Origin of the sequence: Pseudarthrobacter sp. BRE9, assembly GCF_031844305.1 — a bacterium.
In the GTDB taxonomy this organism is placed as follows: Bacteria; Actinomycetota; Actinomycetes; order Actinomycetales; family Micrococcaceae; genus Arthrobacter.
In genome coordinates this window covers 550,095-574,135 of the sequence record NZ_JAUZUY010000001.1, presented here as the reverse complement: position 1 = coordinate 574,135, position 24,041 = coordinate 550,095, and the positions used below count along the sequence as shown (strand labels likewise).

The 24,041-nt window shown below is 66.3% G+C and carries 26 protein-coding genes and 1 tRNA gene; 17 read left to right on the top strand and 10 right to left on the bottom strand.

Annotated elements, in window-relative coordinates; translation table 11 throughout:
- Positions 1 to 101: 101 nt before the first annotated feature.
- Both mshD and Q9R31_RS02630 read right to left on the bottom strand, forming a co-directional pair.
- Positions 102 to 1,070: a mycothiol synthase gene (gene mshD / locus Q9R31_RS02635; protein WP_311261177.1), complete on the bottom strand. Its 969-nt coding sequence runs from the start codon at positions 1,068 to 1,070 to the stop codon at positions 102 to 104.
- A gap of 34 nt (positions 1,071 to 1,104) precedes the next feature.
- Positions 1,105 to 1,803 carry a response regulator transcription factor gene (locus Q9R31_RS02630; RefSeq protein WP_018769102.1) on the bottom strand — a complete coding sequence of 233 codons (699 nt, stop codon included), beginning with the start codon at positions 1,801 to 1,803 and terminating at the stop codon, positions 1,105 to 1,107.
- A gap of 339 nt (positions 1,804 to 2,142) precedes the next feature.
- Between Q9R31_RS02630 and Q9R31_RS02625 the strand changes: the two genes are divergently transcribed.
- The 6 genes from Q9R31_RS02625 to Q9R31_RS02600 all read left to right on the top strand — a co-directional run bounded on the left by Q9R31_RS02625 (position 2,143) and on the right by Q9R31_RS02600 (position 7,591).
- Positions 2,143 to 2,910 carry a permease gene (locus Q9R31_RS02625; protein ID WP_311261176.1) on the top strand — a complete coding sequence of 256 codons (768 nt, stop codon included), beginning with the start codon at positions 2,143 to 2,145 and terminating at the stop codon, positions 2,908 to 2,910.
- Between the two features lie 174 nt (positions 2,911 to 3,084).
- A complete protein-coding gene (locus Q9R31_RS02620) occupies positions 3,085 to 3,693 on the top strand; it encodes an FABP family protein (protein WP_311261175.1) in 609 nt (202 codons plus the stop codon).
- A 52-nt stretch (positions 3,694 to 3,745) separates the two neighbouring features.
- A complete protein-coding gene (locus Q9R31_RS02615; protein WP_311261174.1) occupies positions 3,746 to 4,480 on the top strand; it encodes a flavodoxin family protein in 735 nt (244 codons plus the stop codon).
- Positions 4,481 to 4,502: 22 nt separating this feature from the next.
- The gene (locus tag Q9R31_RS02610) at positions 4,503 to 5,585 is read left to right on the top strand and encodes a glycine cleavage T C-terminal barrel domain-containing protein (protein ID WP_311261173.1); all 1,083 of its coding nucleotides are present in this window, start codon (positions 4,503 to 4,505) and stop codon (positions 5,583 to 5,585) included.
- The gene (locus Q9R31_RS02605) at positions 5,585 to 6,016 is read left to right on the top strand and encodes an ankyrin repeat domain-containing protein (RefSeq protein ID WP_311261172.1); all 432 of its coding nucleotides are present in this window, start codon (positions 5,585 to 5,587) and stop codon (positions 6,014 to 6,016) included. The genes Q9R31_RS02610 and Q9R31_RS02605 overlap by 1 nt, the downstream gene beginning before the upstream one ends.
- Before the next feature lie 51 nt (positions 6,017 to 6,067).
- The gene (locus tag Q9R31_RS02600; RefSeq protein ID WP_311261171.1) at positions 6,068 to 7,591 is read left to right on the top strand and encodes a DHA2 family efflux MFS transporter permease subunit; all 1,524 of its coding nucleotides are present in this window, start codon (positions 6,068 to 6,070) and stop codon (positions 7,589 to 7,591) included.
- Here the strand turns inward: Q9R31_RS02600 and Q9R31_RS02595 are convergent.
- The 5 genes from Q9R31_RS02595 to Q9R31_RS02575 all read right to left on the bottom strand — a co-directional run bounded on the left by Q9R31_RS02595 (position 7,553) and on the right by Q9R31_RS02575 (position 11,673).
- Positions 7,553 to 8,269, bottom strand: a complete 717-nt coding sequence (locus Q9R31_RS02595; protein WP_311261170.1) for a GNAT family N-acetyltransferase — start codon at positions 8,267 to 8,269, stop codon at positions 7,553 to 7,555. The two genes, Q9R31_RS02600 and Q9R31_RS02595, sit on opposite strands and share 39 nt — an antisense overlap.
- Before the next feature lie 27 nt (positions 8,270 to 8,296).
- The gene (locus Q9R31_RS02590) at positions 8,297 to 9,322 is read right to left on the bottom strand and encodes an ATP-dependent 6-phosphofructokinase (RefSeq protein WP_311261169.1); all 1,026 of its coding nucleotides are present in this window, start codon (positions 9,320 to 9,322) and stop codon (positions 8,297 to 8,299) included.
- A gap of 199 nt (positions 9,323 to 9,521) precedes the next feature.
- The gene (locus Q9R31_RS02585) at positions 9,522 to 9,779 is read right to left on the bottom strand and encodes a PspC domain-containing protein (protein ID WP_311261168.1); all 258 of its coding nucleotides are present in this window, start codon (positions 9,777 to 9,779) and stop codon (positions 9,522 to 9,524) included.
- A gap of 3 nt (positions 9,780 to 9,782) precedes the next feature.
- A complete protein-coding gene (locus Q9R31_RS02580; protein ID WP_311261167.1) occupies positions 9,783 to 10,040 on the bottom strand; it encodes a hypothetical protein in 258 nt (85 codons plus the stop codon).
- A 1-nt stretch (position 10,041) separates the two neighbouring features.
- Complete coding sequence (locus tag Q9R31_RS02575; RefSeq protein ID WP_311261166.1) at positions 10,042 to 11,673, bottom strand: PspC domain-containing protein; 1,632 nt, start codon at positions 11,671 to 11,673, stop codon at positions 10,042 to 10,044.
- Between the two features lie 125 nt (positions 11,674 to 11,798).
- On the opposite strand from Q9R31_RS02575, the gene Q9R31_RS02570 reads away from it, so the two are divergent.
- Both Q9R31_RS02570 and Q9R31_RS02565 read left to right on the top strand, forming a co-directional pair.
- Complete coding sequence (locus Q9R31_RS02570; protein ID WP_311261165.1) at positions 11,799 to 13,196, top strand: PspC domain-containing protein; 1,398 nt, start codon at positions 11,799 to 11,801, stop codon at positions 13,194 to 13,196.
- Positions 13,193 to 13,882: a response regulator transcription factor gene (locus Q9R31_RS02565; protein ID WP_311261164.1), complete on the top strand. Its 690-nt coding sequence runs from the start codon at positions 13,193 to 13,195 to the stop codon at positions 13,880 to 13,882. Before Q9R31_RS02570 ends, Q9R31_RS02565 begins: the two co-directional genes overlap by 4 nt.
- 138 nt (positions 13,883 to 14,020) lie before the next feature.
- Here the strand turns inward: Q9R31_RS02565 and Q9R31_RS02560 are convergent, their stop codons facing one another.
- Positions 14,021 to 15,238 (bottom strand): pyridoxal phosphate-dependent aminotransferase, encoded by a 1,218-nt coding sequence (locus Q9R31_RS02560; RefSeq protein ID WP_311261163.1) that lies wholly within the window; start codon positions 15,236 to 15,238, stop codon positions 14,021 to 14,023.
- Positions 15,239 to 15,514: 276 nt separating this feature from the next.
- Here Q9R31_RS02560 and Q9R31_RS02555 point away from each other — a divergent pair.
- From Q9R31_RS02555 to rplL, 9 genes are all read left to right on the top strand, one after another.
- Positions 15,515 to 15,587: transfer RNA gene (locus Q9R31_RS02555), tRNA-Trp, on the top strand.
- An 82-nt stretch (positions 15,588 to 15,669) separates the two neighbouring features.
- Positions 15,670 to 15,954, top strand: a complete 285-nt coding sequence (gene secE / locus Q9R31_RS02550) for a preprotein translocase subunit SecE (RefSeq protein ID WP_056388913.1) — start codon at positions 15,670 to 15,672, stop codon at positions 15,952 to 15,954.
- A gap of 115 nt (positions 15,955 to 16,069) precedes the next feature.
- Complete coding sequence (gene nusG / locus Q9R31_RS02545) at positions 16,070 to 16,888, top strand: transcription termination/antitermination protein NusG (protein ID WP_311261162.1); 819 nt, start codon at positions 16,070 to 16,072, stop codon at positions 16,886 to 16,888.
- Positions 16,889 to 17,016: 128 nt separating this feature from the next.
- The gene (gene rplK, locus Q9R31_RS02540; RefSeq protein ID WP_003803853.1) at positions 17,017 to 17,448 is read left to right on the top strand and encodes a 50S ribosomal protein L11; all 432 of its coding nucleotides are present in this window, start codon (positions 17,017 to 17,019) and stop codon (positions 17,446 to 17,448) included.
- A gap of 180 nt (positions 17,449 to 17,628) precedes the next feature.
- Positions 17,629 to 18,336: a 50S ribosomal protein L1 gene (gene rplA / locus Q9R31_RS02535; RefSeq protein WP_311261161.1), complete on the top strand. Its 708-nt coding sequence runs from the start codon at positions 17,629 to 17,631 to the stop codon at positions 18,334 to 18,336.
- A gap of 169 nt (positions 18,337 to 18,505) precedes the next feature.
- Positions 18,506 to 19,606, top strand: a complete 1,101-nt coding sequence (locus tag Q9R31_RS02530) for a GNAT family N-acetyltransferase (RefSeq protein WP_311261160.1) — start codon at positions 18,506 to 18,508, stop codon at positions 19,604 to 19,606.
- Between the two features lie 7 nt (positions 19,607 to 19,613).
- Positions 19,614 to 20,732 (top strand): GNAT family N-acetyltransferase, encoded by a 1,119-nt coding sequence (locus Q9R31_RS02525; protein WP_311261159.1) that lies wholly within the window; start codon positions 19,614 to 19,616, stop codon positions 20,730 to 20,732.
- A 297-nt stretch (positions 20,733 to 21,029) separates the two neighbouring features.
- Positions 21,030 to 21,611, top strand: a complete 582-nt coding sequence (gene rplJ, locus Q9R31_RS02520; RefSeq protein WP_311261158.1) for a 50S ribosomal protein L10 — start codon at positions 21,030 to 21,032, stop codon at positions 21,609 to 21,611.
- 77 nt (positions 21,612 to 21,688) lie between these two features.
- A complete protein-coding gene (gene rplL / locus Q9R31_RS02515; protein ID WP_311261157.1) occupies positions 21,689 to 22,063 on the top strand; it encodes a 50S ribosomal protein L7/L12 in 375 nt (124 codons plus the stop codon).
- 89 nt (positions 22,064 to 22,152) lie between these two features.
- Here the strand turns inward: rplL and Q9R31_RS02510 are convergent, their stop codons facing one another.
- Both Q9R31_RS02510 and Q9R31_RS02505 read right to left on the bottom strand, forming a co-directional pair.
- The gene (locus tag Q9R31_RS02510) at positions 22,153 to 22,650 is read right to left on the bottom strand and encodes a YbaK/EbsC family protein (RefSeq protein WP_311261156.1); all 498 of its coding nucleotides are present in this window, start codon (positions 22,648 to 22,650) and stop codon (positions 22,153 to 22,155) included.
- On the bottom strand, positions 22,650 to 23,849 hold the full coding sequence (locus tag Q9R31_RS02505) for an acetyl-CoA C-acetyltransferase (protein WP_311261155.1): 1,200 nt from the start codon (positions 23,847 to 23,849) through the stop codon (positions 22,650 to 22,652). Before Q9R31_RS02505 ends, Q9R31_RS02510 begins: the two co-directional genes overlap by 1 nt.
- Positions 23,850 to 24,041 lie beyond the last annotated feature (192 nt).

Genomic DNA, 24,041 nt, shown 5'->3' with positions numbered 1-24,041 from the left:
CGGCGCTTCCGCCCCGCGCGGTTCCCTTCAACCTTACAAGCATTCACCTGCGCCACGGCCCTTGTTTTACGCGGTGCGGGGGATGGGCGTGGCTGCCGTGCCTAGCCTGCCGCCGGGCCATACATCACGTCCATATCCCAGCGGGTGAAACCAAGCCGGCGGTACAGGGCGACGGCGGCGGCATTGCCTGCGTCCACGTAGAGCATGACCCCGTTCAGCCCGGCGTCGCGGAGGTGCCTGATGCCGGCAATGGTCAGTGCCTTTCCCAGGCCCATGCCCTGGGCTTCCGGAGTCACGCCCACCACATACACCTCGCCGATCGCGGGGTGCGAGCCGTGCCGGGGGTGGACCTTGGTCCAGTGGTAGCCCAGCAGGCGGCCGTCCCGGTCCTCGGCCAGGAAGAACCCGGCCGGATCGAACCAGTCCTCCGCCATGCGCGCCTCAAGGTCAGCCCGGGTGAGGTTCCCCTGTTCCGGATGGTCGGCGAAGGCTGCCCTGTTGGCCGCCAGCCAGGCGTCCTCATCCTTGCCAGGCACAAAGGCGCGGATGGTTACCCCGTCCGGCAGGCCGGCGTCGGGAAGGTCCGCACCCGCCGTCGTCATCCGCATCTTCCACAACTCACGCACTGGCGCGTACCCGTACCGCGCAGCAAGGTCCGCAGCGGCCTCATGGTTGCCGTGGGACCAGGCGTTCAACCCGTCAAAGCCCCGGACCTCCTTGAGCGCGCCCACCAGCCGGTCCGCCACTCCCTGGTTCCGGTAGGAGGGGTGGACGGCGATTTCCAGGATGCCGTGGCCGTCCGGCTCCTCAACCACGACGGCGAACCCCGCCAGGTCCTGACCGGTCGCGGGGTCGGAGTCCTCGTCGGGTGCGTAGAGGGCCAGCGTCAGCAGAGTGTGTTCCGCGGAATCCCCGGCGCGCATGGTTACCAGGCTCTGCTCCGAAATGGACGGGTTTCCATCCGATTCCTCAGCCGCGGCCAGGAGGTCGCGGCAGTCTTTCAGGAGCTGCTGGTCAACTCCGCCCCGGACGACATGGACGGGCCACTTCTGCGGATGCGCTGGAGTCATGAGCCAAGGCTATACGCCAACGGCGTGCCGGGGCTTAGGCCTCGGTGAGTTCGTCTTCCTGCTGCCGGACGAGGGTGAGGCGGTAGCCAACGTTCCTGACCGTGCTGATGAGGTTCTCGTGGTCGGCGCCGAGTTTTGCGCGGAGGCGCCGGACGTGGACGTCCACGGTGCGGGTTCCGCCGTAGTAGTCGTAGCCCCAGACCTCGGTCAGCAGCTGCTGGCGGGTGAACACACGGCCGGGATGCTGGGCCAGGTACTTCAGGAGCTCGAATTCCTTGAAGGTGAGGTTCAGCGGCGCGCCATTAACCCGTGCCGTGTAGCTTGCCTCGTCGATGATGACGCCGGCGGCGCGGATCTCGCTCGGGGCGTCCTCCTGCTCCGGTACCGCCCGGGCAACGGACAGCCGGATACGCGCCTCCACTTCGGCCGGACCGGCGGAATCGAGGACGATGTCGTCAACGGCCCACGCCGAGGAAACCGCGGCCATGCCGCCTTCGGTCAGGATCAGGACCAGCGGGGCGCTGAGTCCGGTGGCCTTCAGGAGCTGGGTGAGTGAACGGGCACCCACCAGGTCCTTGCGGGCATCCAGCAGGACGATGTCGCAGGGGTCCGTTTCGAGGAGGGCCGTGGGCTCGGCCGGGAGGATATGGACCCGGTGGTTCAGCAACTCAAGGGCAGGCAGGATGTCCACCGAAGAACCGGTGCTGTTGGTCAGTAACAGGATGTGCGACATTGTTCCTCCAAGGGCCGTCCGCGCATCATTGGGCGACTGAACCGGATTCTCACCGGCCGGTACGGGCTTCCTGCACGAGGTTCCAGGCCGTCAGCACGCCGCCGGCCAGCCACCTCAGCAGGGAGCGTAGCTGAACCTTGAGTATACCCGGCGGCCTCCTCCGGACCACAGATTCAGGCCGTGGACAGGCACGTTTTGCGACATATGCGGTTCACATAAGGCAGGATTGAAGGAGGGCGGACCAGCCCTGCCATGAGGGGGCGGACCAGCCTTCCGGCCGACGCCAGGATGGGAAAACAGCGCAGTGAGTGCACCGACGAACCACAGGCCGGGCCCCGCATGACGGCGGAACTGCAGGCACCCGTGCGTTCGCTTGGTTCCTGGACCATCGGCGTTATCGGGATCGCCGGCCTCGTCGCCATCATCGCCGGGGTCTATGCCTCGCCTGTTGCGCTCGTCGCCGTCGGCATTGTCATTGCCGCCGCGGTGGGTATCGGTTGGCCGCACTTCCTCCGCATTCCCGCCAAGAAAACCCTCGCCGCCGTCATCGCCCTGCCGGGTGCCGGCGCTGCGGTGGCGGCCGGTGTGGCGCCGGCCCCGGGCTACTTGGACTGGACACCTGGTCTGGTGGCGCTCGGAATGATGGCGGTCTTTGTGGTGCAGCTGATCCGCGGCACGGGACAGGCGCAACGGCTGGAGTCCACGCTGGGATGCTGCGCCGGCGTCCTCTTGTCCTGCCTCGGGGCAGGCTGGGTTGCCGGTGCCCGGTTCAACGGCGTCCGCGAAATGCTGCTGGTGGCGGCGGTCAGCGCGGCCGTGGCCCTGCTCGCCGGCCTCATCCGCTGGCCCGACAGCATCATCGCTCCGCTGGGCATTGTGCTCGCCGGCCTCGCCGGGCCGCTCGCCGGCCTGGTCCTGTCGGACATCGCCGTCCTTCCAGCCGCAGTCTTCGGCGTTGTGGTGGGCGCGGTCCTGGCAAGCTTCCGCAGACTGGCCACACTCCGCGGCGCCCCGCTGAATCTTCCCGCCGCACTGAGCATGGGCCTCGCCCCGGTCTCGGCAGTGGGATCCCTCGCTTACTTCATAGACAAACTACTCATCTACTAACGGGTTAGGATGGCACCATGTCCGTACTTGCTTTTGAAATCTTCTTCCTTGTCCTGCTCGGCATCGCGAGCCTGTCCATGGCCTGGTTCGCCGGTTTCGTGGTCTACCGCCTCTTCAAGGGCCAGAAGTAGCCACCCACTTTCCGGAGCCGGCCGTATCTCGAGGTAACACCAAATGCCCATTGAGATTCCTACAGATCTGACCCCTGAACTCGTTCCCCTTTCATGGCTCATTGGTGAGTGGGAGGGCCGCGGCCGGCTGGGCAGCGGCGACGAGGACTCGGAACACTTCCTGCAGCATGTCTCCTTCACCCACAACGGCCTCCCGTACCTCCAGTACCGTGCCGAAAGCTGGTTGACCGACGACGAGGGCACGCGCCTGCGGCCGCTCACCGTTGAGACGGGCTTCTGGGCGCTGGAGCGCAAGCAGCTGGATGCCGACGGCGGCCCCGGCCTGGTGCCGGCCGACATCGTCCCGGTGTTGAAGAGCGCCGACGAAGTGGAAGCCCTGCGCAACAAGGACGGCGGCTTCGACATCTCGGTGTCCATCGCCCACCCCGGCGGCATCACCGAGCTGTACTACGGCCAGATCAAGGGCCCGCAGATCCAGCTGACCACCGACATGGTGATGCGCGGCAGCCACTCCAAGGACTACAGCGCAGCCACCCGGATCTTCGGCCTGGTGGACGGCAACCTGTTGTGGCGGTGGGACGTCGCAACAGGCGGAGAAGGCGGCAACGGCCTCGAAGCCCACGCCTCCGCGTTCCTGCACAGACTCTCCTGACAAAACAGGGTCTCCTGACAAAACAGGGTCTCCTGACCTGGAAAGGCCTCTCATGGCTGACGGCACGGAACAAGCAGGGAAGCCCGGCGGCTACAGCGGCCTCAAAGCCGTCTTCTTCAACGGCACCCTGAAGAAGTCGCCGCAAACCTCCAACACGGACGGCCTGATCACCATCAGCCGCCGGATCATGGAAAAACAGGGTGTGACCACCACGGTGATCCGCACCGTGGACCACGACATCGCCAGCGGCGTCTACCCGGACATGACCCAGCACGGATGGGCCACCGACGAATGGCCGGACCTGTATCCCGCCGTCCGGGAAGCCGACATCGTGGTGGTGGCGGGTCCCATCTGGCTGGGTGACAACTCGTCCCAGACCAAGAAACTCATTGAGCGCCTCTACGCCCATTCCGGCGAACTGAACGGCAACGGGCAGTGGGCGTTCTATCCCAAGGTGGGCGGCTGCCTCATCACCGGCAACGAGGACGGCATCAAGCACTGTTCGATGAACATCCTCTACAGCCTGCAGCACATCGGCTTCAGCATCCCGCCGCAGGCCGACGCAGGCTGGATCGGGCCGGTTGGTCCCGGTCCGAGCTACCTGGATGAGGGCTCCGGCGGTCCGGAAAGCGACTTCACCAACCGCAACACAACGTTCATGACCTGGAACCTCCTGCACCTGGCCAAGATCCTGAAGGATGCCGGGGGCTACCCGGCATACGGCAACCTGCCCAACGAATGGAAAGCCGGAACCCATTTCGATTTCGAAAACCCGGAATACCGTTAGCCTTCAAGGACTTCTACTTCATATGACTACGCCCAGCCCTTTGTTGTCGCGCCCCGGCGCCGTCGAGGCCGCCGCTTCTGACGCCGGAGTCGCCGCCCACTACGGCGAGCCACTGCGCGAGCAGCGCGCACTCGCCGCCGGAACCGCCGTCGTCGACCTTTCCCACCGCGGCGTTGTCACCGTCACCGGGCCGGACCGGCTGAGCTGGCTCAACACCCTGTCCTCGCAGCAAGTGGCGGCGCTGAAGCCGGGGGAGTCCAGTGAACTGCTCCTCCTCAGCGTCCAGGGCCGCATCGATTTTGACGCCCGGGTCATTGACGACGGCGGGACCACCTGGCTGATCGTGGAGGCCGCCGAGGCGGCGCCGCTGGCTGAGTACCTCAACCGGATGAAGTTCATGCTGCGCGTGGAAATCGCCGACGCCTCGGCAGACTGGGCCGTGGTGGGCAGCACCCGGGCGGTCCCGGAGTGGTCCGGGCGCCTTGCCTGGCAGGACCCGTGGCCGCACGTGTCCGCCGGCGGATACTCCTACGCCACCGTCTCCGAGGAAAACCATCCGGGGCGTGAGCGCCCCTGGTTCGAGTACCTTGTTCCCGCGGCGGAACTGGAAGAAGCGGTCTCCGGACACGCGCTGGCCGGTGTCCTCGCCGCCGAAGCCCTGCGCATCGCCGCGTGGCGGCCCAGGATCGGTGCCGAGACGGACGACAAGACCATCCCGCACGAACTCGACCTGCTGCGCACCGCCGTCCACCTGGCCAAGGGCTGCTACAAGGGCCAGGAAACCATCGCCCGCGTCCACAACCTGGGCCACCCGCCCCGCCGGCTGGTGTTCCTGCAGCTGGACGGCTCCCAGCACACCCTCCCCGCCGCCGGCAGCCCGGTCATGGCAGGGGAGCGGAAAGTCGGGACCGTCACCTCGGTGGCACAGCACTACGAGATGGGCCCGGTGGGCCTGGCAGTCATAAAACGTTCCGTGGCCCCGGATGAGATACTGACGGTCCTGGACGGCGATGAGCCGTATCCGGCCGTCCAGGAACTCATTGTCGCCCCGGATGCCGGCCAGGTGGTGGGGCGCCAGACCGGATTCCTGAGGGGGCCACGCTGATGACCGAACATACCGGGACCACGCCTGCGGGCGTTGGGGCAGAGGCAGCGGAAGGGCACGACGACGACGCGCTGGCTTTGGCGCAGACGCTCTTCCAGGCTGCGCGTGAAGGAAGCGACGCGCTGCTGGGTGCCTATCTTGACGCCGGAGTTCCCGCCACCCTGACCAACTCGGCGGGTGATTCCCTGCTGATGCTGGCCGCCTACCACGGCCATGCCGGCACAGTTGGGTTGCTCCTCCAGCATGGCGCCGACGCCAACACCGCCAACGACCGGGGCCAGACCCCGCTGGCTGGCGCGGTATTCAAGGGCTACACGGACGTTGCCCGGGTCCTGCTGGACGCCGGTGCGGATCCGGACGCCGGCGCGCCGTCGGCACGGGCCGCGGCGCAAATGTTCGCCCGCACGGAGATCCTGGGCCTGCTGGGCTAGCTTCACCCGGGTTTCGCCCGGCACCTGCAAAAACTCCTGAAGGATGACCGAGTGGAAAACGTAGCAAAGCCCTGGCCGGCACTGTGGTCGCTGGTGATCGGATTCTTCATGATCCTGATCGACACCACCATCGTGTCCGTGGCCAACCCCCGCATCATGGAAGGCCTGGATGCCGACATCAACTCGGTGATCTGGGTGACCAGCGCCTACCTGCTGGCCTACGCCGTCCCGCTGCTCATCACCGGCAGGCTCGGGGACAGGTTCGGGCCCAAGAAGCTGTACCTCTCCGGCCTGGTGGTCTTTACCCTGGCCTCGTTGTGGTGCGGATTCTCCGGGGACGTCCGGATCCTGATTGCCGCCCGTGTCCTCCAGGGCCTTGGTGCTGCCATGATGACACCCCAGACCATGGCAGTGATCACCCGGATCTTCCCGCCGGACCGCCGGGGATCGGCCATGGCCGTCTGGGGCGCAACCGCCGGGATGGCAACCCTCGTGGGCCCCATCCTGGGCGGCGTCCTGGTGGACGGCCTTGGCTGGGAGTGGATCTTCTTCATCAACGTGCCCATCGGCGTCGTAGGCTTCATCCTCGCTTGGCGCAACGTTCCCGCCCTGAGCACCCACCCGCACAAGTTCGACATTCCCGGCGTCCTGCTGAGCGCCGTCGGACTGTTCCTGCTGGTTTTCGGGATCCAGGAAGGCGAGACCTACAACTGGGGCACTATCACCGGGCCCATCAGCGTGTGGGGCCTGATCATCGCCGGCATCGTTGTACTGTCCGGCTTCGTCCTGTGGCAGCGGTTCAACAGGGGTGAGCCGCTCCTGCCGCTTGCCCTGTTCCGGGACCGCAACTTTTCCCTGGCCAACATCGGGATCACCACCGTGGGCTTCACCGTGACCGCCTTCAGCCTGCCGCTGATCTTCTACTACCAGCTGGTCCGGGGCCTCACCCCCACGCAGTCCGCCCTGATGATGGTGCCCATGGCACTGATCTCCGGCGGCCTTGCCCCCGTGGTGGGAAAGCTGGTGGACCGGGTGAACCCGAAATTCATTACGGCCACGGGTCTGGTGCTCATGGCGGTGGCGCTGCTGTGGAACTCCGCCCTGATGCAGCCGGATACGCCCATCCTGCTGTTCCTGCTGCCCAGCGCCGTCCTCGGCTTCGCCAACGCAGGCATCTGGGCCCCGCTGAGCACCACTGCCACCAGGAACCTGCCGCCGCGCCAGGCAGGGGCCGGTTCGGGCGTCTACAACACCACCCGCCAGATCGGCGCGGTGCTGGGCAGTGCCGCCATCGCCGTACTGATCCAGTCGCGGCTTGCCGCCGAGCTTCCCTCGGGAGGGCCCGGTGGGGCTGCGGGGGAAGGATTCGCCATGGGCGGCTCACTGCCGGAATTCCTGCATGCCGGATTCTCGACGGCGATGGGCCAGTCCATCCTGCTGCCCGCCGGCGTGATCCTGGTGGGGGCGGCGGTGGCGCTGTTCTTCGCCAAGCCGCAGCCGGTCCAGGGCTGGGGAACGCAGGGGCAGGACCAGGCGTCAGCGAAGGTGGACGCTGGTCTGGATTCCGCCGGCTGACAAGCCAAGCTGCCTGGCCAGCGCCAGGCAGCCGGTGTTGCTGACGTCCGCACGCCACTGCAGCGTCAGCCCCGCGGCGAGGGCCTCGTGGGCCGCGATGGAGCCGGCCAGCGAGCCGAGGCCGCGCCGGCGCCAGTCCGGATCCACCAGTACACCCATGTTGGCCAGCAGGCCCTCCCATTCCCCGTACGCCCCGCAAGCCAGGGGCACGCGCCGCCCATCCACCTCATGCACGATCGTGTAGCGGTTGTCGAGGTCGGAGAGCCCCACTTCGTTGACGTCGTCCGGGGGGCAGCGGCCCTCCAGTTCAATGGCCTCAGGGTTCCCGCGCGAGACCGTCAGTTCCCCGGAGGGCTGCTGAAGCGGCAGGTCGTCCGCGAAGAACAGGGCCGCAGCGCCAAGCCCATGGCCGCCCTGGTCCCTGGTGAGTTTCAGCAGCGTGACATGCTGGGCCATCTCCTCGTCGGGGATGTCCGTCGCGGCATCTATGACGCTCTGCGGGCCCACGAGTGCGGAACTTCCGAACAACCGGACGAACTCGACGCTCCGGGCTGATTCGTCCGCGCGGACTATCCGTTCCCCCGAAGCCAGGGCGTCACCGAATGCGTCGTCGTCAAGGCCCAGGCGGCGCGCCCACGCCAGCTGGATAATGGCCGCTGAGCCGGGATCGAGTGTCATGGTCCCAGCCTAGGGCGGCCCACTGACTTAGCCGAACAGGACCGCGGCTTCGTCGTAGCGGTTTTGCGGGACGGTCTTCAGCTGGCCCAGGGCCTCCTCGAAGGCGACGTGCTGGATGTCGGTGCCCTTCAGCGCAACCATGGTGCCCCAGTAGCCTTCCACCACGGAGTCGATGGCAGCCATGCCAAGCCGCGTGGCCAGGACCCGGTCGAACGCCGAGGGAACGCCGCCGCGCTGGATGTGGCCCAGGATGGTGGCGCGGGTTTCAATGCCAGTCCGGGCCTCCAGCTCGGGGGCCAGCTGGTCGGCGATGCCGCCCAGGCGGGGACGGCCAAAGGTGTCCAGGCCGCGCTCGGAGTGGGGGGTCTCCATGTGCTCCGGTACGAAGCCTTCGGCCACCACCACCAGGGGTGCACGGCCACGTGCGTGGGCCTCCTTCACCCATTCGGTGATCTGCTCGATGCTGACCTTCTGCTCCGGGATGAGGATGGCGTGCGCGCCTGCAGCCATCCCGGCGTGCAGGGCGATCCAGCCCACGTGCCGGCCCATTACTTCGGCGATCATGCAGCGGTGGTGGGATTCGCCGGTAGTGCGGAGCCGGTCGATCGCTTCGGTGGCGATCTGCACGGCGGTGTCGAACCCGAAGGTGTAGTCGGTGGCGTCAAGGTCGTTGTCAACGGTCTTGGGGACACCCACGATCTTCAGTCCGGCGTCCGTCAGGCGCTTGGCGGCAGCGAGGGTTCCCTCACCGCCGATCGCGATGATGGCGTCGATGCCCAGCCGGTCCATGTGGGCCTTGATGGCCTCGGGGCCGCCGCCGTTTTCGAAGGGGTTGGTGCGGGAGGTGCCCAGGATGGTGCCGCCCTGCTTGGCGATGCCGCGGACCATGGTGCGGGGGATGTCGATGATGTCCCCCTCCACCACACCCCGCCAGCCGTCGCGGAATCCCACGAATTCCTGGCCGTGGACGGCGATGCCCTTCAGCACAGCGCCGCGGATCACGGCGTTCAATCCGGGGCAGTCGCCACCGCTGGTAAGGATTCCAATTTTCATGTTCGGCTCAAATCCTGGGGAGAGGGTTTACAGGCAGAGCGCCACGCTGAGCTCACCTAGAAGTGTAGTGGGGTGTGTGGGGTACGACACAAACCGGTTACATGGGGAGGCGCCGGGCAGGGACAGCCGGGCATGGAAGGGCCCCCGCTTTCGCGGATTGTCCGCGAAGGCAGGGGCCGTGGTCTCTGGCCAGTGGTGGTCAGGGCCGGTTGAGCGACCGGCGGTCCAGGAATGTCTGGAGCAGGATGTCGTTGCGCTGGTCCGGGATGATCACCCATGCCAGGAGGTAGAAGATCACCGCTGGTCCCGGGAGCAGGCAGAACAGCAGGAAGGCGATGCGAACATAGGCCACGTCAACGTTGAGCTTGGCTGCGACGCCGCCCAGCACTCCGCCGAGCCAGCGCTGGGGTCCACGCCTCAGGCCGAGGCCCCTGACAATGCTGAAGAACTTATCCATGGATCAAGACTTCCCTGTAGTTGATTCGTTGTCACGTTTACGGGCCGAGAGCAGGCCGCCTGCCACCAGGGCCACGCCCGCACCGATCATGAGGCCGATCAGGACGTAGGTGCCGTTGAGGGTCACGATGCCCAGCTGCGCCACGATGATCAGTGCGGCCAGCGCCAGGACGATCAGGCCCCACACCACCGTCCCCACCCTGGGAGGTGCCGTTCCCGTGGTGTCCTGGCCCGACGTCGTCGGGATGTTGCTGCTGTCCATGTCAGTTGCCTTCCTGGATTGTGACGTTGCTGAAGGTGCCGTCGATCCGCACCACCAGGTGGTTGCCGGGCCTGTCCGCGTTGTAGCTGCTTTCCCGGGTGGTGGTACCGCCGCGCTGGCCGTTTGCCTCGTTCAGGTTGCCCATGGTCATGTCCGCCTTGATATCGACGGGCACGTTCTGCGGGATCACCACGGTCACGTTGCTGGCGGTGATGTCCAGGGGAACCACGACGTCGAACGTCAGGGGGGCGGTGGCGGAGAGGTCCGTGAGGTCCACGGTTCCGCGCCCGGCGGTGATGTCGATGCCGCCGCGTGCCTCCTCGATGCTGGCCGGGTTCCAGTCCACCTGCTGGAAACGCATCCGGCCGTCGTCCAGCGTGTTGAAGATGCCGCCGGTCACGAGTGCGATCACGGCAAACAGGCTCAGGATGCCGGAGGTCCGGCCGCGGAAGCCCGCCACCAGGATGCCCAGGCCGAGGACTGCTGCGGCGCTGGCCCACACAATGGCGTTGGCGGAACCGCCCAGGTCGATGATGTGTGCGGCATCGAGCGCCTTGAGGCCGCCGCCCACCAGCAGGGCAGACCCCGTTGCGATGGCGACGGCGGGGGCGCCGGGACCGGCGGGGCGGGGCTTTTGCGGCCGCGGCGGAACCCACGGTGTGGGGTAGCTGCTTCCGCCGGGTACTCCGCTGCCGGCGCCGCCCGCGCCGGAGCTGCCTGCGCCGGGGCCGCCTGCGCCGGAGCTGCCTGCGCCGGGGCCGCCTGCGCCGGAGCTGCCTGCGCCGGGGCCGCCTGCGCCGGAGCTGCCTGCGCCGGGGCCGCCTGCGCCGGTGCCCGTTCCGCTGGCAGGTCCGCCGCCGTACCGTGGCGCCGCAGGGAAGCCAGCTTCCGAGCCTGCGGCAGTGCCAGCGGAGAACGCAGAGGTGTATTCCGTGGAGGTGTATCCAGCGCCCGGGCGGCCCGTTGTGTAGGCCGCACCGGGGGCCGCCGCCATGTGGGCGGCCACCGTGGGGTTGGACTTGTTGCGCTGGGAGAGGTAGTAAACCAGGTAGATCGCGGCGGCCACCCAGAACACGGTCCACAGCAGACCGCCCAGGCCGTTATGGCTCCAGCCCCAGAAGCCTCCGCCCAGGCCGGTGAGCCCCAGGACAGTGGCGATCAGGGAGCCGGTCATGCCACTGGACCAGCGGCCCGCACCGGCTTCCTGGACGTGGATCCGTCCGTCCGGTTCCGGGAGGAAGGCCCATGCCAGGCCGTAGAGGAACACCCCGATGCCGGCCAGGAGGGTCAGGACAATGAAGACGCCGCGGATGATGACCGGGTCCACATTCAGCCGGTGGGCGATGCCGCTGCAGACACCGCCAACCCACCGGTCGTTCCCCCGGTAGATGCCGTTGCTGCGGATCCAGCCGAAGAAGTCGGTGGAAGGAGCCGGGGCGGTGGAGCTGCTGCGGTATGCGTAGCCCTGCGTCGGATCAGCAGGACCAGCGCCCGGATCAGCATTTGGACCGGCCGCGGGCTCCGAAGGCTTTGCGGAAGGGGACTGCAGCGGCTCCGTGGGCCGCTCGCCGTCGGGACCGGGGAGGGCCCCGGCAGGATGTTCGTCGTCAGGGGAAGGGGTCTGCGAGTTCATACTTCGATCCTCCCGTCCGGGCCCGTTGGCGCTCTACTGGGGGAAACCCTGAACGGCCCCTGAGCTGCCCCCGGTAAGCGGCCGGATGCGGTCCGGGCAACCCTGATCCGTGTTTGGATTGATCCATGACAACCCTCCCGGTGCGCCCGCCCCTGGCGCGGAGCAGCGACCGAGTCATCGCCGGGGTGTGCTCTGGCCTCGCCGCGCACTTGGGCTGGCCGGTCAGGAATGTCCGGCTGGGCATGGTCCTGGCCGCGTTCGCAGGAGGGGCCGGCCTGGTCTTCTACGCGTGGCTCTGGATCATGGTGCCCACCGCTGACGAGGCCGCGCGCCGCAACGCCCGCCGGCCGGCGTCGCCCATTGCTCCCGCCGTAAGCCAACCGACCCTAAGCCATCCAACGCAGGGCCAGCCGTTGCAGAGCCAGCCGCTGCACGGCCGGCCGGCGCAGGAAACACCGTCCGACGGCGGAACATCCGCAGGCGCCGGTGGGTCTGTTGTGCCCGGTGCAGGCGGGACGGCAGGGGCGCCCTGGTTCCGCGTGGGCGGGATGCGGTACGGCAAGGAAATCCTGCTCGGCTGCGGGCTCCTGCTGGTGGCCGGCATCATGATCGCCCAACTGCTGGGAGTGGACGTGTCCCTGGGCACGCTGATCCCAGCTGCAGCTGTCCTCGGCGGCGCGTCGATCGCCTGGATGCAGCTGGACGAGACCCGGCGGGCAGGGCTGGTGGACAAAACCAAAGCGGACCAGGCCGGCGGGTGGGGCAGGCTCGCTGCAGGGTTGGCCCTGGTGGTTGCCGGGGTCCTGGTGATGGTATCCGGCTCGGGGTCCTGGGAACAGACGTGGCTGGCGCTGCTGGCGTCCGTGGCCGTCCTGGGCGGTGTTGTGCTGGTCCTGCTGCCGTGGGCGCTGAAGTTCTGGCGGGACCTGGAAACCGAACGCGCAGGCAGGATCCGGGAGACGGAACGGGCTGAGATTGCGGCGCACCTCCACGATTCCGTGCTGCAGACGCTTGCCCTGATCCAGCGCCGGGCCGGCAACGAGCATGACGTTGTCCGGCTGGCCCGTGCGCAGGAACGCGAGCTGCGCGGCTGGCTGTTCCAGGATCCCGGCCGTGAAAGCGGACAGCTTTCAGACCGGATCAAGGCGGTTGCCGCCGAAGTGGAAGACCTGCTCGGCCATCCCGTGGAGGTGGTCACGGTTGGTGATGCCGCCATGACCGAGGCACACGAGGCCCTGGTCCAGGCAAGCCGCGAGGCAATGCTCAACGCCGCACGGCACGGCGGCGGAACCGTCTCGGTCTACCTTGAAGCATCAGACGGCCAGGCCGAGATCTTCATCAAGGACAGGGGGCCCGGTTTCCGGCTGGGGGACGTCCCGGCGGACCGGCTGGGTATTCGGGAATCAATCATCGGCAGGATGAAACGGCACGGCGGCTCGGCCGCCATCCACAGCACGGGGGACGGCACCGAGGTCCGCCTGAGGCTGCCGGCTGCAGCAGAACACGCGGAAGGAAAATCATGAACACGACCCAGGGGACAGGCGCAGGAAGCGCCCGGCCGGCCAATTCCGTGCGGGTGGTCATCGTGGACGATCACGCCATCTTCCGGTCGGGGCTCAAAGCGGACCTCGATGCCAGCATCCAGGTGGTGGGTGAAGCCGCCACTGTTGAACAGGCCATCGCCGTGATCGCCCAGCAGCGGCCCGACGTCGTCCTCCTGGATGTCCACCTCCCCGGCGGGCTGGGCGGCGGCGGCCGGGAGGTCATCGCAGGCTCCGCCGCGCTCCTGTCCACCACCCGCTTCCTGGCCCTGAGCGTCTCCGACGCCGCGGAGGACGTGGTGGCCGTCATCCGCGCCGGTGCCCGCGGCTACGTCACCAAGACCATCTCCGGCGTCGAGATCACCGACGCCGTGTTCCGCGTGGCCGGCGGCGACGCCGTCTTCTCCCCGCGCCTCGCCGGGTTCGTCCTGGACGCCTTCGGCACCGCTCCCGCGGATATCGCCGATGACGAGCTGGACAGGCTCTCCGCCCGCGAACTCGAGGTCATGCGCCTCATTGCCCGGGGTTACAGCTACAAGGAGGTGGCCAAGGAGCTCTTCATCAGCATCAAGACCGTGGAGACCCACGTGTCAGCCGTGCTGCGCAAGCTCCAGCTCTCAAGCCGCCACGAACTGACCAAGTGGGCCGCCGAGCGCCGCCTCCTCTAGTCCCAACGCCTGCTCACCTTTCGCAGCTGTTCCCCAAACGCCCGCTCACCTATGACGGCATAAATACCAACGCCCGCTCACTTTCCTTGAGGAAGTGAGCGGGCGTTGGTGTTTGGGCTGCCGGAAATGAGCGGGCGCCTACTGGGCCTTCCCCAGGAAGTCCTGCAGGCGCTGGACGCCGGTGGCCAGATCCTCATCACCAAGGGCGTAGGAAAGGCGCAGGTAGCCGGAGGGGCCGAAGGCTTCGCCCGGAACCACTGCCACCTCAACCTCGTCGAGGATGAGCGAAGCCAGCTCGGCGGAGGTCTGCGGCGTGGCGGTGCCGGACGCCGTCGGGAATTCCTTGCCCAGCAACGCACGGACGTCCGCGTACACGTAGAAGGCGCCCTTCGGCGTCGGGCACTCCACTCCGTCGATCGCGTTCAGGCCCGCGACGATCGCCTTGCGCCGGCGGTCAAATGCGACCTTCATTTCGTCTACGGCGGTCAGCGGGCCGGACACCGCGGCGAGTGCAGCGATCTGCATGATGTTGGACACGTTGGAGGTGGCGTGCGACTGGAGGTTGGTGGCCGCCTTGATGACGTCGGCCGGGCCGATCATCCAGCCCACGCGCCAGCCGGTCATGGCGTACGTCTTGGCGACACCGTTGAGGATGACCACCTTGTCGCCCAGTTCCGGGGCCGCGGTGGCGATGGATGTGAAGGAAACACCGTCGTACGTCAGGTGTTCATAGATTTCGTCCGTGACCACCCACAGGCCCTTCGCGGCAGCCCACTTGCCGATCTCTGCCACCTGTTCAGGGGAGTAGACGGCGCCGGTGGGGTTCGACGGCGAGACGAACAGCAGGATCTTGGTGCGGTCCGTCACGGCTGCTTCGAGCTGCTCGACCGTTACCAGGTAGTCCTGTTCCGGCCCGGCGAAAACCTCCACGGGGACGCCGCCGGCGAGCCGGATGGCCTCCGGGTATGTGGTCCAGAACGGGGTGGGCACGATGACTTCGTCGCCCGGATCCACCAAGGTGGCGAACGTGTTGTACACGGCTTGCTTGCCGCCGTTGGTGACCAGCACCTGGGAAGCGTCCACCTGATAGCCGGAATCGCGGAGTGTCTTCTCGGCGATGGCCTTCTTCAGCTCGGGCAGGCCGCCGGCGGGGGAGTACCGGTGGAACTTGGGCTGGCCCGCCGCCTCGATGGCTGCCTGCACGATGTAGTCCGGGGTGGGGAAGTCGGGTTCGCCCGCGCCGAAGCCAATAACGGGCCGGCCTGCTGCCTTCAGCGCCTTGGCCTTGGCATCGACGGCCAGGGTTGCGGATTCGGCAATTGCGGAAATGCGCTGGGAAACGCGTGCGGCAGACATGGCAGGTCCGTTCTTCGCTTGCAGCCGGGAGGCTGGAATGTGGGATTCGACGAGTTCTACTCTATGCTGTTCACCGGACCCTCCGGGGAGCCGGTTTTGATTTATGACTGCCCCGCGCAGCACCTTTCAGGCCGGACTTCGGATGGACCGGGCCAGGCTGGTTTTACCTACGCGAAGTTCTTGCGTAGACTGGTTCACCGGTGTTGAAACACGGATGATGACGTGCGCCCCAGTTCAAGCTGGTGTTGGGTCGTCAAAGAGTGGCATTCACTCCATAGGGTAGTGGCGCAATTGGTAGCGCAGCGGTCTCCAAAACCGCAGGTTGCAGGTTCGAGTCCTGTCTGCCCTGCGCAAGCTGCTCCGGGCGAAAGCCCGGGGCAGGCGCAGCAACCATGGTTCTGATCAGGGCCGGGTAATCCACCATTGCAAAGATGAGCGAGGACCAGGTGACCGAAACAGCTGCCAGCAGCTCCAAGGGCCGCCCAGCTAAGAAGGAAGCCAAGGCAAACTTCTTCGCCCGCATTGCACTCTTTGTCCGCCAGATCATTGGCGAACTGAAGAAGGTTGTTGCCCCCACCCGCAAGGAACTGATCAACTACACGCTCGTGGTGCTGGTGTTCGTGGCCATCATGATGGTCATCGTCAGCCTGCTGGACATTGGTTTCGGAACCGCTGTCAGCTGGATCTTCGGCGGCACCGGCCCCAAGGACAGCTAAGGCTGCACGGTCCGCAGGCCGCGCGTTTCGCCCGGGAAACCGGAAGGGATGCGCCGGTGTGCGGGATTGAGCCATTTAAATAGGCATGTTAGGCAATGAGGAAGCAGGAGACCAAGTGTCTGAGCAGGAGCTCGAGGTAACCGAGACGGGGCTGGAAGAATCCCCGGACGTCACGGCAGAAGCCGGTGAAGAGTCCGAGGTTGAGTCCTCCACGCCCGAATTCGACGACGCCGCCTCCGACGATGCAGAAGCCGCCGAAGGCGACGCTTCAGACGCTGACGGGGAAGACGAGCCCGCCGACGCCCTTGCCGCCGCGGCAGCGACCGCAGCCATGGACCCCGCAGAGGAGTTCAAGGCGAAGCTGCGCCGCCAGGAAGGTGACTGGTACGTCATCCACTCCTACGCCGGTTACGAAAACCGCGTGAAGGCCAACCTTGAAACCCGCATCCAGACCCTGGACATGGAAGATTACATCTTCGAAATCCAGGTGCCCATGGAAGAAGTCGTGGAGATCAAGAACGCCCAGCGCAAGGTGATCAATCGCGTCCGCATCCCCGGCTACGTCCTGGTCCGCATGGACTTGACCGACGCCTCCTGGGGCGCCGTCCGTCACACCCCCGGCGTCACCGGCTTCGTGGGCAACGCCCACAACCCGGTCCCGCTGCGCCTGGACGAGGTCTTCTCCATGCTCGCCCCTGTCTTCGAAGAGGAGCAGGCCGAGAAGGGCAAGCCGGTCAACAAGCAGAACCAGGCTCCCGTGGCCGTCGACTTCGAGGTCGGCGAGTCCGTCATCGTTAAGGAAGGTCCCTTCGAGACCCTTCCCGCCACGATCTCCGAGATCAAGCCCGAGTCCCAGACCCTCGTGGTCCTGGTCTCCATCTTCGAGCGCGAAACGCCCGTCACCCTGGCGTTCAACCAGGTCACCAAGATCTGAGAATCCTAGAATTCGTCCCGGCGCCGCCTGCTTAGCGGCTCCGGAACGGCCGGCCGCCTTGCCATGGCGGCCAGAAACCTGAGGCACGCTCCTGTGCCCCAGGACGTTATTGAGAGAAGGACCCTACATTGGCTCCCAAGAAGAAGGTCACCGGCCTCATCAAGCTGCAGATCCAGGCAGGTGCCGCCAACCCGGCCCCGCCGATCGGTCCTGCGCTTGGCCAGCACGGTGTCAACATCATGGAATTCTGCAAGGCGTACAACGCTGCGACGGAAGCCCAGCGCGGAAACGTCATCCCCGTGGAAATCACGGTCTACGAGGACCGTTCCTTCACGTTCATCACCAAGACCCCGCCGGCTGCAGAACTCATCAAGAAGGCTGCAGGCGTCGCCAAGGGTTCAGCAACCCCGCACACCGTCAAGGTTGCCAAGCTGACCCAGGCCCAGGTCAACGAGATCGCCTCCACCAAGATGGAAGACCTCAACGCCACCAGCCTCGAAGGCGCAGCGAAGATCATCGCCGGCACCGCCCGCTCCATGGGCATCACCGTCGAGGGCTAATAACCCGTCCCGCTGTCCAGCGTCAGGGTAATTGACGACGACGGGCCGCACCGCCGGGAACACCGGCACCAAACACATTGAAATGTTGGTCATCCGGGCCGGATAACGAACCGGATCACCGACTGTGGCAGGGCCCAGCGCGGTCCGCAGACCACAACTGCACAAGGAGAAATAAGCAGCATGGCAAAGCGCAGCAAAGCATATGAGGCAGCAGCCGCCAAGATCGACGCGGAGAAGCACTACGCACCGTTCGAGGCAGTAACGCTGGCCAAGGACACCAACCCGTCCAAGTTCGACGCCACGGTTGAGGTTGCCTTCCGCCTGGGCGTCGACCCCCGCAAGGCTGACCAGATGGTCCGCGGTACGGTCAACCTGCCCCACGGCACCGGTAAGACCGCCCGCGTCCTGGTCTTCGCCACGGGCGACAAGGCTGAGGCCGCAATCGCAGCCGGCGCCGACTTCGTTGGTTCCGACGACCTGATCGAAAAGATCGCCGCCGGCTGGACCGACTTCGACGCCGCCGTTGCCACCCCTGACCTCATGGGCAAGGTTGGCCGCCTCGGTAAGGTCCTGGGTCCGCGTAACCTGATGCCGAACCCGAAGACGGGCACCGTGACCCCCGACGTCACCAAGGCCGTCAACGACATCAAGGGTGGAAAGATCGACTTCCGCGTCGACAAGCACTCCAACCTGCACTTCATCATCGGCAAGGTTTCCTTCGACGCTCTGAAGCTGGCCGAGAACTACGCCGCCGCACTGGAAGAGGTTCTTCGCCTGAAGCCGTCCGCAGCCAAGGGCCGCTACATCCAGAAGGCCACCGTGGCCACCACGTTCGGCCCGGGCATCTCCGTTGACCCCAACGTCACCAAGGTGCTCACCGAGTCGTAGTCCTTGAACGAAGTTCCTGCACCGGAATGATTCCGGCGCAACCGAAGACCGTCCCGGCGCGAAAGCGCCGGGACGGTCTTCTCTTTTGTCTGCCCTATTTGCCTATGCTGGCTGCATGGACCGGACCGAGCCGACCGAACCCCCGCCAAGCCCTGGCCCCAGTTCTTTGATGATTGCCGCCGTCGGCCTTCCGCCGGGAGGGGTCCAGGGCAGCCAGGGCGGCGACGGCGCCGTCGAACCGTCCCCGGATTTCCTGGCCTGCCAGGCCATGAAGGAAGCCCATGCCATGGCTGTCTGGGGGAGCCTGGAGCGCTGCCTCACCCTGGCTGAGGCGCTGGAGTTCTGGCGCGGGAGCAGGTATGAGGAACGGCATCTGTTCCTGGCACGGATCGGCCCGGAACCGGTGGGGCAGTACTCGGTCACGCTGCCCCTGCGCGAGAACCTTGCGACCGCGGGAATCGATGTCCTGGTGGCTCCCCGATGGCGGCGCAGGGGAGTGGGGCGGGCGTTGCTGGAGCAGGCCGAAGCCATGGCGCGGGAGCGCGGCAGGTTGTCCCTCGACGCCTTCCATGAACTGCCCCTGGAAGCTGTGCGCCCTGGTCAGGGCATGGTCACGGCGAAGTCCGGGGCCGGGCAACTGCCGTTGGATGACCCGGCCACCGCGTTTGCCCTGGCCGCCGGGTACCAGCTCGAACAGGTGGAGCGTTCCAGCCGGCTTACGCTTCCTGTCCGGGAAGAACTCCTTGCACCGTTGGAAGCTGATGCGGTTGACCGCGCCGGCGACTATGTGTTGACGGGCTGGGACGGGCGCTGCCCGGAAGGGCTTGTCGCCGGTTATGCCGCGCTAAGGGCGCAGATGAGCACGGATGCGCCCACCGCCGGCATGGACTGGGAGCGCGAGGACTGGGACTCCGGCCGCGTGCGTGACGATGAAGCGGCGCTGGCCCGGGGCGGCGTACAGTCGTCCGTGACGGCGGCGCTGCACCGGCGAACCGGTGAGCTCGTGGCTTATACCGTCCTGACCTGGCGCCCGCTGGTGCCGGAGTCACTAATGCAGGAGGACACTTTGGTGGCGGAGGAGCACCGCGGCCACCGGCTGGGCATGCTGGTCAAGGCGGCTAACCTCCGCCGGGCACAGGTGAAGTGGCCCCGGGCGCGCTCGGTCCTGACATGGAATGCCAGCGAAAACCAGCATATGCTGGCGATTAATACCGCACTTGAATTCAGGCCCGCTGGCTATGAAGGTGAGTGGCAGAAACGGCTGGGATGATGCCCGAATGGCAATAGACGTAAAGATCGAGCAGCTATGGATCCCCGACTCACTGGACACACCCGACGCAACGGACTTCCTCGCCGCCGTCGAAGTGGGGCGCAAGGTGCGGATGCAGACGTGGGGCAGCGACGATCTGGCCTACGGTCCGCTGGAGAAGCTGCTTGAGTTCGCCGACCCGTATGAGCGCCAGCTGATCCTCGTGGCCAAGGTGGACGGCGCCATCGTCGGAACGGTCGACATTGCACTGCCGCTGACGGACCACCTGGACCTCGCCGAGCTCACCCTGGACATCCTGCCTGAGTTTCAGCGGCAGGGCGTGGGACGGCGGCTGCTCGAGGCCGCCGAACAGCTGGTCAGGGGCGAAGGCCGCACCCTGATGGTGGTTGATACCAACCACCCCGGCGCTTCCCTGCATGAGTTTGAAAAGGCCCAGTTGGTCCCCGGCGCCGGCCAGGGATTCGTGCCGCTGGAGAGCCGCGAAGTGGAGTTCGCGCAGAAGACCGGGTACACGCTGCAGCATATCGAGCAGTTCAGCTCCTGCATCCTGCCCCTGGACAGCAAGCTGGTGGCCGACCTCCAGGCCGAGGCCGACGAGGCAAACAACGGCAGGTACCGGCTGCATCACTGGACCGACCGCTGCCCGGAACGGTGGCTGGAGGCCGTAGCCGTCCTGGAAAACCAGGCGGGCGCCGACCTGGATCCGTCGCTGGACGCGCCCGTTGAGCAGGAAATGGTGTTCGACGGCGGGATCCTGCGCGAAGCCGAGGACGTCGCCATTGCGCAGGGCCGCCGAACGGTAGTCACCGCAGTTGAGCACATCGCCACGGGAGCCCTCGTGGGACTGACCACCATCACCGTGCTGGCGCACCGGGCCGACGTCGTGTTCCAGGACGATACCCTGGTGCTGCAGGAACACCGCGGCAACAAGCTGGGCCTGCTCATCAAGGTGGCGAACATGGAGCGCCTCAGCGAACAGTTCCCGGACGCCCGCGTCATCTACACCTGGAACGCGCCGGAGAACCGGTACCTCCTGACCGTGAACCGGCAGCTCGGATTCCAGACAGCCGGCGTGACCGGGATCTGGCAAAAGGAACTCCCCACGCTGCATACCAGCACCAGTTGAGAGCCCGATTTGGTGGAGGGGCAAAGCCTCACGTAAGCTGGGAGTACCAAAGACCGTCGGTTGTTGGAAATCCACTCTCCTGAACATGGCTCAACTCTGTAGTTGTGCGCTGGAGGCCACAGTGGTTTTCCGGACGAAGGACCCTCAACGCAGGGCGGCCGGCGCAGGTGAACGAAGCAAAGCTCCGCGGTAAAACCGTGTTGAGCCAAGCCCCGTGCATCTGCGCGGGGCGTTTTTAGTTTTAGCTCTCTTGAGCGGGGACCGTCGAATACCGGCACTATCCCCGGAAGGAGGGTTATGGCAACGCCTACCAAGGTTTCAGCAGTAGCTGAGATCACTAACGATTTCAAGGAATCGAACGCCGCTGTCCTGACCGAATACCGCGGGCTCACCGTTGCACAGCTCAAGCAGCTGCGTGTTTCTCTCGGCCAGGACACCAAGTTCGCGGTCGTCAAGAACACCCTGACCGCCATTGCAGCCAAGGAAGCCGGCGTCGAAGCATTCGACGGCCAGCTTGCCGGCCCCACTGCAATCGCGTTCATCAAGGGTGACGCAGTTGCCGCTGCCAAGAGCCTGACGGATTTTGCCAAGGCCAACAAGCAGCTGGTCATCAAGACCGGTTACTTTGAGGGCAAGGCGCTGGACGCCAGCGAGGTTGCCGCACTGGCTGCCCTCGAGTCCCGTGAGCTGCAGCTCGCCAAGGTTGCAGGTGTCCTCAAGGCACCCGCCGCCGCAGCTGCACGCATCATCGACGCGCTGCGCCTCAAGCTTGAAGAAGAGAACGGTGCACCGGCAGCTGCCGAAGCGCCCGCCGCTGAAGAAGCCCCCGCCGCTGAAGCTGAAGCTGCCGCCGAAGCTCCCGCTGCCGAAGAGAACTGATTCTCTTACCCCCACCAGACTCCGGTGCCCGCCCGGCCACGCGCCGTTCGAACACCACAACAGGAAGGACGCCTACCATGGCGAAGCTCAGCAACGAAGAGCTCATTGAAGCTTTCAAGGAACTGACCATCATCGAGCTCTCCGAGTTCGTCAAGCTCTTCGAAGAGACCTTCGAAGTTACCGCCGCTGCTGTTGCAGTTGCCGGCCCCGCCGGTGCTGCTGCTGAAGAGGTTGAAGAGAAGACCGACTTCGACGTCATCCTCGAAGCTGCCGGCGACAAGAAGATCGCAGTCATCAAGGAAGTTCGCGCCATCACCTCCCTCGGCCTCAAGGAAGCCAAGGACCTGGTTGACGGTGCCCCCAAGGCTGTCCTCGAAGGCGCCAACAAGGAAGCTGCCGAGAAGGCCAAGGAGCAGCTCGAGGCTGCAGGCGCCACCGTTACCCTCAAGTAACAACGCCTTTTCCTTCGGAAACCCCGTCCACTCCGGTGGGCGGGGTTTCCTGCTTTAAGCACGCTCCTGCGTTACGCCCCGCTTCTGCCTTAGGCGGGGTCGCTGATGTCAGCTACGACGGCGCCCAGGGCCGCGGTCAGCGCGTCGGCGTCCACGAACGCACTGTACCCGTGGGCGCCGGCACCCATGGAGATCCGGCGTCCGGTGATGGTGGCGTCGGCATAGACCGGCCAGGCGGTGGTGCTCCCCAACGGCGTGATGGTGCCCCGTTCGTAGCCGGTCGCCTCCAGTGCGGTGGCTGCGGGTGGGAGGGACAGCTTGTTGACGCCGACCAGGGAGCGGAGCTTCGGCCAGGAAATCTGCCGGTCTCCCGGGATCAGGGCAAACAGGAAGGTGCCGTCCTTGTGCTTGACCACCAGGGACTTGACGATGTCGGCCGGGCTGATGCCCAGGATGCCCGCGGCCTCTTCGAGGCTTTTCGCTGCGGGGCGCTCCACCACGTCCACCTGCAGGCCCCGGGCCGCGGCGTCGGCCAGGAAGCGTTCCCGTCCGACGCCGTCCGTTCCGTTTCCGGACCCGCCCGCCATCAGTCGCGGTACAGCAGCAAAGCTTCGCCCTGCCCGCCCCCGCCGCAGAGGGATACGGCGGCCTTGCCCGTTCCGCGCCGTTTCAGCTCATGCGCGGCATGGGCCGCCAGCCGTGCTCCCGACGCCCCGATCGGGTGCCCCAGCGCGATGGCACCGCCGTGGATGTTGCACTTCTCCAGGGGGTAGTCCAGGTCCTTGAGGGACTGGACGGCCACGGAGCCGAAGGCCTCGTTAATCTCGATGAAGTCAAGGTCCGCGGTGCCCCACCCGGCCTTGCCCAGGGCGTTCATGATCGCGTTTGAAGGCTGGGAATGCAGGGAGTTGTCCGGACCGGCCACTTGTCCTGGCTTTCCCACAACCGCCAGGTACTCCAGCCCGTGTTCCTCCGCATAACCGCGGGATGTGAGCACCAGGGCTGCGGCGCCGTCGGACAGGGGAGAGGAGTTGCCGGCGGTGATGGTGCCGTCGGTCACGAACGCTGCGCGCAGGCCCGCCAGTGATTCCACGGAAGTGTTGGGGCGCACGCCTTCGTCGGTGTCCACCACCAGGGGCTCACCTTTACGCTGCTTGACGCTGATCGGTGCGATCTCGCCGTCGAACGTTCCGTTCTTCGCCGCCAGCGCCGCACGCTGGTGGGACTGGGCGGCAACGTTGTCCTGCGAGGTGCGGTCGATGCCCAGCGTGAGGTTCCGGGTCTCGGTGGAAAGGCCCATGGACTGCCCGTCAAAGGCATCGGTCAGTCCGTCATGCGCGGCCGCGTCCAGCGCCTGGATGGAGCCGTACGTCCATCCCTGGCGGGAACCGGGGAGCAGGTGCGGCGCCCGGCTCATCGATTCCTGGCCGCCTGCCACCACCACGGCGGCCTCGCCGGCGCGGATCATCCGTGCGGCGTCAATCACCGCGGTCAGGCCGGAAAGGCACACCTTGTTGACGGTCACAGAGGGAACGTTCCATCCGATGCCGGCGCCGATGGCACTCTGCCGCGCTGGATTCTGCCCGGCGCCTGCCTGCAGCACCTGGCCCATGATCACGGCCTCCACGTCGCCGGCGTCCACACCGCTTGACTCCAAGGCGGCCTTGATGGCGTGGGCGCCAAGGTCCACTGCTGTGAGACTGGACAGTTGGCCGTTGATCCGGCCCTGCGGGGTCCGCGCTGCCCCAAGGATGACAACGTCATTGCTGTCAGGAGAATTGCCCATGGTTATCACTTTCAATCCGGTTCCGGTGTAAGCCACCAAGGCTATCGTGAGCCTTGTCACCCATCTATTCAAACGCTGGAACACCCTATGTGCATTCCTGGGGCCAGTGCATGCCCTGGGGCCAGTGCATTCCTGGATGGGAGGGGAGTGGTCCCCATCGGGAGCGTTGTGCACGACGGCGGCCGCTTGCGT